Below are 9,868 nucleotides of genomic sequence, written 5' to 3'. Positions count from 1 at the left end.
AGAACGACGCCGCCGCCGCGTGCATCGTCACTACCCCGGAACGCGCCGCCGAGCTCGGCCTGACCCCGATCGTGCGGCTCGTCGCCTGGGGTCGAGCCGGTGTCGAGCCCTCGCGCATGGGCTTCGGCCCGGTCCCGGCGACGAAGCTGGCATTGGAGCGTGCCGGGCTCGTTCTCGTCGACATGGACTTGATCGAGCTCAACGAGGCTTTCGCCGCGCAGGTGCTCGCCGTCAGCCGCGAGTGGAACTTCACCCCGGAGGACTGGGCCCGCACCAATGTCAACGGCTCGGGCATCTCCCTCGGCCACCCGGTCGGCGCGACCGGCGCCCGCATCCTCGCCACCGCCGCCCGCCACCTGCAGCGCACCGAAGGCCGCTACCTCCTCGAAACCATGTGCATCGGAGGCGGGCAGGGACTCGCCGCCATCTTCGAACGCGCGTAACACCGGCGGGACGTGACCGGCGATCACGTTAGCGCACCACCCTCCAAGGCCACACCTTCTTGTGGCCGACCCGTGACGAGGCGCATCGACCACCGCGTGATCGCTGTAAAACCGGTAGCATCGGTCATAACTCATCGCAGCTTGCCCCGCCTGACCGCTTACGTCGTCATACTCCTGGTACAGCATCTTCACCGTCCCTCGCCCCTGGCCAGCTTCCGCTGCACCTGACCCCAGTCCGGCTGCATGAACACGGTCAGACGGACGACTCACCGGATGAACTGTTCCACGTAGGAGGCGCCGAGCCCAACCTTCTCGTAGTGCGCCCGCGCATTCTCGATCTTTGTGAAAACATCTTCTACTCCAGTCGGGTTCCCATCCGGATCAACGTAAATGTATGCACCAGTCACGTGGAACAGCGTCGCCATTTCCGCTACTCCGTCGGGAATCTCAAGAGTGTGGATGTCCCCCGGTGGCTCGAATACATACGAGCCCTCTTCCGCCCACCATGCGTGCTCGAGATAGTGCCAGCGTCCGCGAAGTACGGTCGCGTGCACCGGACCAGCATGACGGTGCCGCGACAATATGCCGTTCTTTCTGACCCGAAGGACGTTTACAAAATAGCCCTGGCTCACTGACAGCACCAGCGGTTTGAAACTCACATCTTTCGATTGTGGAACCCAGAATCTTGCATCGTCGTCGAGATCGATGGCGCCCGGCACGACCAAGTCATCGACCATCCCGAACGGCTGTTCGCCTCGATACGGGATTGCGGCTTCACCTCTTGTTGCCTCAGCAGGTAGCTTCTGCGTCATTATCACTCCAGTCCTATGCCATCATTGGCAAATAGCTGTAGTTACTACCGCCATCTGCGTCAGAATCTCGCATTAGCTCTCGAAAGTCAACAGCACAAGATTGGTGGCAGCATGCCCCTGAAGAATGGAACCTCAATCCAGTCTGTAGCTCGGGCATCCCGCATTCTTCTCGAGGTGTCACACTCTTACGAGGGCAAGACCGCATCGCAAATCGCCAGTCAATTTGAGCTCACGCTCTCCACTGCCTATCACCTGCTTTCCACTCTGGCTCAGGAAGGCCTGTTGGTGAAGACCGAGGGGAAGCGCTATCAGCTCGGACCTGCGGCTGTTGAGATTGCGAACTCGCCAGTACTTCGCCCCCGGACCCCGTTGGCACACCGTGATGCGCTGCGCCGTCTAGCTGCTCGCACCCGTGAGACGACGTTTCTCACCGGCTGGCACCGAGGGAATGTTCAAATTCTTGCGACCGTGGAGGGCGCTCATGCCGTGCGTGTGGTTGGACTTGAGGTGGGTTTCACCCAAAGCGTGCATGCCAGAGCGAGCGGCAAGCTCTTGCTGGCGCACGCTGATGAGACCCTACTCGAAATCGTTCTCGACGGCTACGAGTTTGTGCGCCACACGCCCAACACGCTCCTTGACCGCGCTGCGCTTGACGCCGACCTCGATCGCGTTCGTTCTGAAGGACTGGGGCGTGATTGCGAGGAATACCGAGAAGGCGTGTACTCGGTCAGCGCGCCGATCCGTGTTGATGGTCGTGTAGTCGCAGCTCTGACGGTGTCTTCACCCATTGAACGGTTCCTCCGCACAGAGCGGGAAATTGTGGTGGCTCTCCTGGAGACGGCCTCAGAGGCAAGCAATTGAGGTGACCTCAAGCGCAAAATGCCGATTGGTTGCGAGAGTGGCGTTGGAGTGAACTTTGGTCTCTAAATAGTTGCAGGGCATTTTCCGCTCTCGCAGCTGAACGGGGTGAGGCCCACTGGTGACCGAGGCATCGTCGCCTTTTCTTTGCTGGACCACGGCCCCAGTCTCTCTGGCACCTCATACGTGCGAATCGGCGATGTCCCATATTGCGACGCCTCCCACCGGCCCGCCGATGGCGGGGGGATGATCGATTCCTAATCACTTCTAAGAGAAAGGGTTCCGACGATGAGCAATGTCGCTACACGACCGGATGTAATCGAGGTCGATTCGGTCGTCATCGGAGGTGGGTTCGCAGGTCTCTACTCGGTGCACGCCCTGCGCGACAACCTTGGCCTCACGGTTCAGGCATTCGACAACGCAGGCGACGTCGGAGGTACCTGGTACTGGAACCGGTACCCGGGCGCCCGGTCGGATACCGAAGTCAACGCCTACTGCTACTTCTTCGATAAGGAGCTCTACAACGAGTGGAAGTGGTCGGAGCGCTACCCGCGCCAGACCGAGATCCTCGCGTACCTGGGCCACGTCGCCGACCGCTACGACCTGCGCAACCACTACCAGTTCAACACCCAGATCGAGAGCTTGGTCTTCGACGAGAAGGCCGAACGCTGGCGCGTCACTACCGACAAGGGCCAGCAGTTCTCGGCCCGGTTCCTCGTCGAGGCAGTCGGCCTGCTCTCGGCCACCAACGTGCCGGAGTTCCCGGGCCAAGAGAAGTTCGGCGGTGAGATCTACCACTCCGCACGCTGGCCGCACGAACCGGTGGACCTCGTCGGTAAGCGGGTCGGTATCATCGGCACCGGATCGAGCGGCATCCAGCTCGTCTCGGAGATCGCGCCCATCGCCGAGCACCTCACAGTGTTCCAGCGCACCGCCCAGTGGGTCGTGCCTTCACGCCACCGCCCGATCGACCCCGGCCTGCTCGAGAGCATCCGCGAGAACTACGACGGCTACCACCATGACCTTCTTTACTCCACCACCGCGTTCGGCTTCACCGAGAGCAACGTCTCGGCCGAGAGCGTCGACGAGGCCACCCGCCACGAGGCCTTCGAGAAGGTTTACGACGACGGTGGCGGATTCCAGTACATGTTTAAGGCCTTCAATGACGTGGGCACCAGCCTGGTTGCGAACAAGGCTGCGACCGATGTGATAGAGAAGCACATCCGGGAGACGGTGAGAGACCCGATCGTCGCCGAACTCCTCGTGCCGACCGACCTCTACGCGAAGCGCCCGCTCTGCTGCGACGGTTACTTCGAGGCCTACAACCTGCCTACGACGACCCTGGTTGACGTGAAGAAAACCCCGATCGTTGAATTTACGGAGAAAGGCATCCGTGCCGGCGACACCGAGTACGAACTCGACGTCATTGTGCTCGCCACCGGCTTCGACGCCGTCTCGGGCAACCAGCTCCGTATCTTCCAGCAGGGCCGAAACGGCCTGACGCTGCAGGACAAGTGGCGCGACCGTACGCACGCCTACATGGGCACCATGACCGCGGACTTCCCGAACATGTACATGGTCTACGGACCGATGAGCCCGTTCACGAACCAGCCCCCGGTGCACGAGGCGCAGGTGAACTTCATCACCGACGCGATCAGGCACACCATTGACTCCGGAGCCGCCACCCTCGAGCCCTCGCAGAAGGCCGAAGAAGACTGGATGGAGCTGTCGGACAGCACTGCTGCGGCAACGCTGTTCCCGAAGGTCAATTCGTGGATTAATGGAGCCAACATCCCCGGCAAGCCGGTGAGGAACTACTTCTTCATGGGGGGAATGGCGGCGTACATGGATCACATGAAAGCCGACCGGGATACGGAGTTCGGCGAACGCTTCCTTCTCGACGGGCAACCCGCGGAGCGCGTGAATGCCTAAGCCGATGCCTCTCAATACGAGGCTTCGAACCGCAGCCGAGCTTCGGTTCGAAGCGCTTGAGCTTCGACGCACCATTCTGCGGATGGCCGCCGACAAAGGCGAGGGCTATGTCGCCCAGGGCATGGACATCGCCGACCTCCTGGCGGTCGTCTACTACCGGGAGTTGGACTACGACCCCGCCGATCCCGCGTGGAGCGGTCGCGACCGCTTCGTGCTCTCCATTGGCCACTACTCGATCGCGCTGTACGCCGTGCTCCACCGCATCGGCTACATCCCTGAAACGAAGCTCGATGACTTCGGTCTCAACGGCGCCGACCTGGCCCTGAGTACGTTCGACGACCAGCCAGGAGTCGAGATCACCGGTGGTTCCCTCGGACAGGGGCTCGGCCAGGCAGTAGGCATGGCGCTCGGCTACCGTCTCGACAAGCATCCGGGACGCATCATCTGTACGCTCTCCGACGGAGAGCTGCAGGAGGGTTCGGTTTGGGAGGCCGCGATGGCAGCGTCGAGCCATCGGATCGACAACCTCGTTGCTGTCATCGACTGCAACGGCATTCAGGCCGACGGCCCCACGGTGCTCGACATAGAACCGATCGCCGACAAGTGGCGCGCATTCGGCTGGGATACCCGCGAGATCGACGGCAACGACATCGAGGCCATCATGGCCGCCTTCGACCAGTTGCGGGAGCGCGATGGCCGGCCCAAGGCCATCATTTTGCGTACCACACCCGGCAAGGGGATCCCCACGCTGGAACGTCGCGACCGGGCACACTTCGTGCGCGTCGACCCCAACGAGTGGGCACTGCTCAGCGAGGAACTGGAGAGCAACAATGGTTGAGTTGAAGTCGGGCCGCGCCGGCGGTATGGGCGAGATCCTCGACGTCGAAGGCCCGTACGAGGTCGCTCCTCTCGGGAGGGCGCTTGTCGAGCTCGCCGAGCACCGACCCGAGATCGTCGGCCTCACCGCCGACATGGGCCGGTTCAGCGACATCCACCCGTTCCGCGACGCGCATCCTGACCGCTTCTTCCAGGTCGGAATGGCCGAGGCAGACCTGCTGCTCATCGCAGCGGGTCTCGCCAAGACCGGCAAGATCGCCTACTGCACCAGCTACGCGGCGTTCATCACCCGGCGAGCCCTGGACTTTCTCATCATCGCCTGCGCCCACAGCAAAGCGAACGTGAAGATACTCGCGGGAATGCCCGGTCTGATGAATCCCTACGGGGCGACACATCAGGCCACGGACGACATCGCGGTGCTGCGCATGATCCCGGACCTCTCCATCATCGACCCGTGCGACGCGACCGAACTCGCCCAGGTGGTGAAAGCCGTCGCCGACATCGAAGGCACCGTCTACGTGCGAAGCCTGCGCGGCAAGGTGCCCGTCGTGTTCGACCCCGACGAGTACACCTTCGAATTCGGCAAGGCGAAGGAGCTCCGCACCGGATCCGAGGTGGGCGTCATCTCGAGCGGCTTCATGACTCAGCGAGCTCTGGTGGCAGCGGATGCCGCGACCGAGCATGGAGTCTCGGCTGGCGTTCTGCATGTGCCCACCATAAAACCGTTCGACACCGAAGGCGTGCTGCGTTTCGTTGCCGGGGTTGAACGCCTGGTGATCGCGGAAAACCACCAAATGAGCGGGGGACTCGCGACACTCGTTGTCGAGGCACTTTACGATGCGGGCATCCAAGTGCCGCTGATCAGAATCGGCATCCAGCACCGCTTCCACGAAGCGGGATCCCAGGCCTATATGGAGGAGAAAGGCGGCCTCGACCAGACCCGCATCACGCGCGCGGTGATCGATGGCATCTGAGGTCGGGGGGCTGCCGGTAGGCAGCCTCGCCGAACGGGTCGTTGTGATCACGGGGGCGGGGAGCGGCCTCGGCCGGGCGGCGGCAGAGCTTTTCGCCGGGCGCGGCGCCCACATCGTCGCTGTCGACCTCGCCGTCGATTCGGCGTCGGGCACGATTGACGGCCTGTTGGGTGAGGGCCACCTCGCACTGCAGGTAGATGTCTCCCTGCAGCCCTCAGTTGACGCCCTGACCGCGGCGGTGCTCGCGCGCTTCGGCCGCATCGACGTGCTCGTGAACAGCGCGGGAATCGCCGAGGGCCGGGCTCCGACGCTCGAGCAGGACCTGGAGCACTGGCAGCGGATCATCGACGTGAACCTGACCGGCAGCTACCTGATGTGCCAGGCGACCGCGCGTATCATGCGCGAAACCGGCGGTGGAGTCATCCTGAACCTGAGTTCTATCGCCGGTGTCATCGGGCTGCCCCGGCGAACGGCATACAGCGCGTCGAAGGGCGGGGTCAGCATGCTGACGCGAGTGCTCGCCTCGGAGTGGGCACCGTACGGCATTCGGGTCAATGCCGTGGCACCCGGCTACATCCACACCGCCATGACCGAGAAGCTGATGGCCGAAGGGCGGCTCGACGTCGACGCCATCGTTCGAAGATCGCCCACCGGGGAGATGGGAACGGCCACCGACGTGGCCGAGGCACTCGCATTCCTCGCGTCCGACCAGGCGCGCTTTATCACCGGCGTGGTGCTGCCCGTCGACGGCGCCTACACTGCCTACGGCGCTCCCGAGGATGCGTTTCCCGGTGACTGAGTCGCAGACCGACGTGCGGATCTTCGGGGCGACCGGCCGGTACGTGCAGGGCCCGGGTGCTCTCGACCTGATCGGCACCGAGCTCGCTCGTGTCGGGAAATCCTGCCTGGTGCTGATCGACGCCTTCCTGTTCGACCGCCTCCAGCCGCGCATCGCTGAGGTATGCTCGGCCGCCGGGGTGGCGATCGCGTGCCGGCCCGTCTCGGCCGAAGTGACCGAGTCCGGCATCGCCGCGGCGGCAGACGGCGCACCCGCCGATACCGACGTCGTCGTTGGGGTCGGTGGCGGCAAGACGATCGACATCGCCAAGGGGGTGTCCCGGATGCTCGGGGTTGCCGTCGTGACCGTGCCGACGATTGCAAGCAACGACTCCCCCGCTAGCCGCGCCATCGCCCTGTACAACGACGACCACCAGCTACGCGAAGTTCCACTGCTGGCACGAAATCCTGCCCTGGTATTGGTCGACACCGCCGTGATCGCCCAAGCGCCCGCGCGCTTCCTCTCCGCGGGCATCGGCGACGCGCTGTCCAAACATTTCGAGGTCGAGGCCTGCCGGGCCGCCGGCGGCCACACGATGCAGGGCACGCGCGGTCTGAAAGTCGCCTCCGTGATCGCTGCAGGCTGCTACCGCATTCTGCGTGAGGAGTCCGCTGCCGCGCTGGCGTCGCACGTTGCGGGACGGATCGATCAGGCGTTCGAGGACACGGTAGAGGCGGTCATCCTGCTCTCCGGTCTCGCCTTCGAAAACGGCGGACTGTCGATTGCGCACGCGGCGACGCGCGGGTTGATGGCGGTGCCCGGTGCGGCGTCGAAGCTACACGGTGAACACGTTGCATACGGTCTGCTGATGCAGCTCGCGCTCACGGGGTCGAGCGACTTTGAGATAATGGATGTCGCGGGCTTCCTCGCCTCGATAGGCCTGCCGCGCAGCCTCGGCGATCTCGGTGCAACTCCTTCTGACGAGGTGGTCCGCGACGTCGCGAACGGCACTCTCACCGCGCCCCACGTTCGAAACGTCGCCGGCGCACAGGTCGATCACGCCGCCGTGGTCGCGGCGATTCTCCACGTGGAACGGCTCGTCGCGGTCTGAATCACTCACCTCTCGCGATCGCCGGGTCGCGGTGTGTCCACACAACGGGGTCAGGGCCAGATGAGGATCTCGCGCAGATGGGTGACGGCGCGTGTGGGCGGGAGGGCGTCGAAGGCGTCGTGGGTGAGTTCAAGGTCGCGGGCACCGAGCCTGGTGAGGAGTTCGTGCGCTTGCTGGCCTCGAATCAAGGTGTAAATACTTTCTGATCGTTCAACGGTCGCGAGGATTTCGATGAGGCGTTTCAGTCGCAGGTCCGGGAGAGTGGTGGCCCGGAGCAGTGCGGCGAGGTCGTCCCGGAGGATGCAGCGGATGCAGGTGCCCGCTGCGGAATCGTTCTGCCTCCTCGCCGCAGCGTGTGCAGGTCAGGGCTGTGGTGGTGGCGGCGCAGTCGCGGCAGATCGGCTGATTCGCGGCTGTTGCGCATCCCGTGGCGAGCCATCAGCTCTCGAACACGCCACTGGTATTCGATCTGTCGTTTCATGCGGGTTTCTCCCAAGGGGTAGAGGGCTTCGTCGCGTTAGCGAGGGTGTTCTCCAGTACCCGATTCTGTTCACGAACCTGATCGTCGTCAGAAACGCGGGGTTTAGATCGATGTCGTCGAGACGTGTCCGTGGCCGAGTTGCTTCTGGATAAACGTCTGCTGGAACGCATAGAACTCGACCAGATGCGTGACGCACGACCGGCGGAATGAGTGCAGGTCCAAGCCGGTCGGGAACCCCAGCTCGTCGATGAACGATCGGAACCGGCGTCGTAGGTTCGATTTCGGCACGACCAGGCCGGTGCTGGTGGGGAAAAGATCCGGCGGCGGGTTCAGTCCGGCAGGCCCCACGGATCCATTCGTGGACCGTTTGGGCAGACCACTCGAACACTGTCAGCACCGAACGACGCTTGGACGGGGAGCCCTTCTGTGACTTTCCAAAGCGCACCTGCAGCACCCCGAAATCGCCGAACTGTGGAGCGTGCGGGTTCCGAGAAAAATCGACGACCTGCAGATGCGTGGTCTCGTTCGCGCGCAGCCCCAGACATAGGCGGTCTTGAACGCGACCGCGTCCCGATAGGCGGTCACGGCGCCCTTGCGGTGTGAGTCCACCACCCGCTCGACCTCGAGAGTGGCGAGGTCAAAGAAGTCCTGCAGCTCACGCCGTGTGAACGAACGCTTCTGCGGCTGCTGCTTATTGCGTTGAACATGCCGCGCCCGATTGAACTCGGTCACCACCTGCGACAGGGAGGAGCCGAATGTGCGGCCGCGGAGCTCGTTCCAGTCATAGTTCGGGTTGAGCAGGAAATCGCAGAACACCTTCACCGCTGTCTGATACGCACGAACCTTCGATTGCGAAAGATTCTGCACCGACCGGGCATGAGAGAACGCGTCATCGACGTCGCCAATTGTCCACTCCCAGGGGAAGTGACCCGTGTCGGACTTCATGTGAGGGCAGGTCCTGTGCTGGGACGTTCCTTCGCGAAGCGGGGATTCTGGTCGATGACGTAGCTCGAGGTGGTGGCGCTGGCATGGCGGGCCATCGTTTGGGGGCTGTAGTCGAGTAGGCGTGCCAATGAGGTGGGGTCGATCTCTCCCGCGGTGTTGCCGGATCAATGATATGACCGCATCATTGATGCGTACAACAGGTGGGCAGTTCCGTTTCTCCTACGGGCAACGTCAGCACGTGCCCACGCTCGGTAGCTATGAGAAGGGAATAAAGTGCCACGTGAGATCTTCTCACCGTTATCGGCTGCATGTGGCGACGCACTCTTTCGCGGTGGACGGCTGCGGCTCACGGTTTGCCCGATGTCGGTAGAACGTAGGGCGAGTGGCTCCGAATTTCTCGGTGGAGTGCTCGACGGTGCGGGCCCGTTTGCCATCGGCGTTCTTCTTCTCCTTCTCCTACATCTCGCTGGCCAGCCTGACCTGGCGCAGTTCAAGTTTTGTTTCTGCCTGTCGTCCCGGGCACGGGCCGAGGCCAGCCCATCCCGGGTCCGTTCAGATATCAGAGCATGCTCCTCGAACTCGACAATCGGGCCAAGGATCTCGAGGAACATCCACCAGCGCGAGCTCTGATCAGTGAGATGGCGTTCGTCGAGTTCACCTTGCCCGGTCGATCTCGGTTGTAGTGCGGTACTGACCT

Annotated in this window: 10 protein-coding genes and 1 pseudogene; 7 read left to right on the top strand and 4 right to left on the bottom strand. The window is 63.1% G+C overall.

The genetic code is table 11. From position 1 onward, the window contains the following. Nucleotides 1-443 (top strand): annotated as a pseudogene (locus tag CXY73_RS00615) (acetyl-CoA C-acyltransferase); the annotation flags it as partial. Nucleotides 444-709: 266 nt separating this feature from the next. Here the strand turns inward: CXY73_RS00615 and CXY73_RS00610 are convergent. After that, entirely contained in the window at nucleotides 710-1,255 is a 546-nt protein-coding gene (locus CXY73_RS00610) for a 2,4'-dihydroxyacetophenone dioxygenase family protein (RefSeq protein WP_199184137.1), read from the bottom strand. Between the two features lie 15 nt (nucleotides 1,256-1,270). Between CXY73_RS00610 and CXY73_RS00605 the strand changes: the two genes are divergently transcribed. From CXY73_RS00605 to CXY73_RS00580, 6 genes are all read left to right on the top strand, one after another. Continuing rightward, entirely contained in the window at nucleotides 1,271-2,116 is an 846-nt protein-coding gene (locus CXY73_RS00605; RefSeq protein ID WP_104176463.1) for an IclR family transcriptional regulator, read from the top strand. A 285-nt stretch (nucleotides 2,117-2,401) separates the two neighbouring features. Further along, nucleotides 2,402-4,045, top strand: coding sequence for an NAD(P)/FAD-dependent oxidoreductase (locus CXY73_RS00600; RefSeq protein WP_104176462.1), 1,644 nt, complete (start codon nucleotides 2,402-2,404; stop codon nucleotides 4,043-4,045). Then, on the top strand, nucleotides 4,038-4,883 hold the full coding sequence (locus tag CXY73_RS00595; RefSeq protein WP_199185233.1) for a transketolase: 846 nt from the start codon (nucleotides 4,038-4,040) through the stop codon (nucleotides 4,881-4,883). The genes CXY73_RS00600 and CXY73_RS00595 overlap by 8 nt, the downstream gene beginning before the upstream one ends. Further along, nucleotides 4,876-5,856 (top strand): transketolase family protein, encoded by a 981-nt coding sequence (locus CXY73_RS00590; protein ID WP_104133888.1) that lies wholly within the window; start codon nucleotides 4,876-4,878, stop codon nucleotides 5,854-5,856. Before CXY73_RS00595 ends, CXY73_RS00590 begins: the two co-directional genes overlap by 8 nt. Further along, entirely contained in the window at nucleotides 5,846-6,655 is an 810-nt protein-coding gene (locus CXY73_RS00585; RefSeq protein WP_104133887.1) for an SDR family NAD(P)-dependent oxidoreductase, read from the top strand. Before CXY73_RS00590 ends, CXY73_RS00585 begins: the two co-directional genes overlap by 11 nt. After that, nucleotides 6,648-7,745 carry a glycerol dehydrogenase gene (locus tag CXY73_RS00580; RefSeq protein ID WP_158253964.1) on the top strand — a complete coding sequence of 366 codons (1,098 nt, stop codon included), beginning with the start codon at nucleotides 6,648-6,650 and terminating at the stop codon, nucleotides 7,743-7,745. Before CXY73_RS00585 ends, CXY73_RS00580 begins: the two co-directional genes overlap by 8 nt. A gap of 50 nt (nucleotides 7,746-7,795) precedes the next feature. Here CXY73_RS00580 and CXY73_RS21740 read toward each other — a convergent pair whose 3' ends face one another. The 3 genes from CXY73_RS21740 to CXY73_RS00570 form a co-directional block, all read right to left on the bottom strand. Then, nucleotides 7,796-7,933: a hypothetical protein gene (locus CXY73_RS21740; RefSeq protein WP_158252928.1), complete on the bottom strand. Its 138-nt coding sequence runs from the start codon at nucleotides 7,931-7,933 to the stop codon at nucleotides 7,796-7,798. Nucleotides 7,934-8,328: 395 nt separating this feature from the next. After that, nucleotides 8,329-8,574: a site-specific integrase gene (locus CXY73_RS00575; protein ID WP_104133885.1), complete on the bottom strand. Its 246-nt coding sequence runs from the start codon at nucleotides 8,572-8,574 to the stop codon at nucleotides 8,329-8,331. Nucleotides 8,575-8,616: 42 nt separating this feature from the next. Further along, nucleotides 8,617-9,171: a hypothetical protein gene (locus CXY73_RS00570; RefSeq protein ID WP_104176459.1), complete on the bottom strand. Its 555-nt coding sequence runs from the start codon at nucleotides 9,169-9,171 to the stop codon at nucleotides 8,617-8,619. Nucleotides 9,172-9,868 lie beyond the last annotated feature (697 nt).

The organism is Cryobacterium sp. Y50 (genome assembly GCF_002929805.1).
GTDB lineage: Bacteria > Actinomycetota > Actinomycetes > Actinomycetales > Microbacteriaceae > Cryobacterium.
Note: the sequence above shows the minus strand (reverse complement) of the source record. Positions and strands in the feature narration are given on the sequence as shown.

Coding starts and splice junctions, on each gene's coding strand:
- CXY73_RS00570 (WP_104176459.1), bottom strand. CDS start 9,171: ATGAAGTCCGACACGGGTCACTTCCCCTGGGAGTGGACAATTGGCGAC.
- CXY73_RS00590 (WP_104133888.1), top strand. CDS start 4,876: ATGGTTGAGTTGAAGTCGGGCCGCGCCGGCGGTATGGGCGAGATCCTC.
- CXY73_RS00595 (WP_199185233.1), top strand. CDS start 4,038: ATGCCTAAGCCGATGCCTCTCAATACGAGGCTTCGAACCGCAGCCGAG.
- CXY73_RS00585 (WP_104133887.1), top strand. CDS start 5,846: ATGGCATCTGAGGTCGGGGGGCTGCCGGTAGGCAGCCTCGCCGAACGG.
- CXY73_RS00600 (WP_104176462.1), top strand. CDS start 2,402: ATGAGCAATGTCGCTACACGACCGGATGTAATCGAGGTCGATTCGGTC.
- CXY73_RS00605 (WP_104176463.1), top strand. CDS start 1,271: ATGCCATCATTGGCAAATAGCTGTAGTTACTACCGCCATCTGCGTCAG.
- CXY73_RS00610 (WP_199184137.1), bottom strand. CDS start 1,255: ATGACGCAGAAGCTACCTGCTGAGGCAACAAGAGGTGAAGCCGCAATC.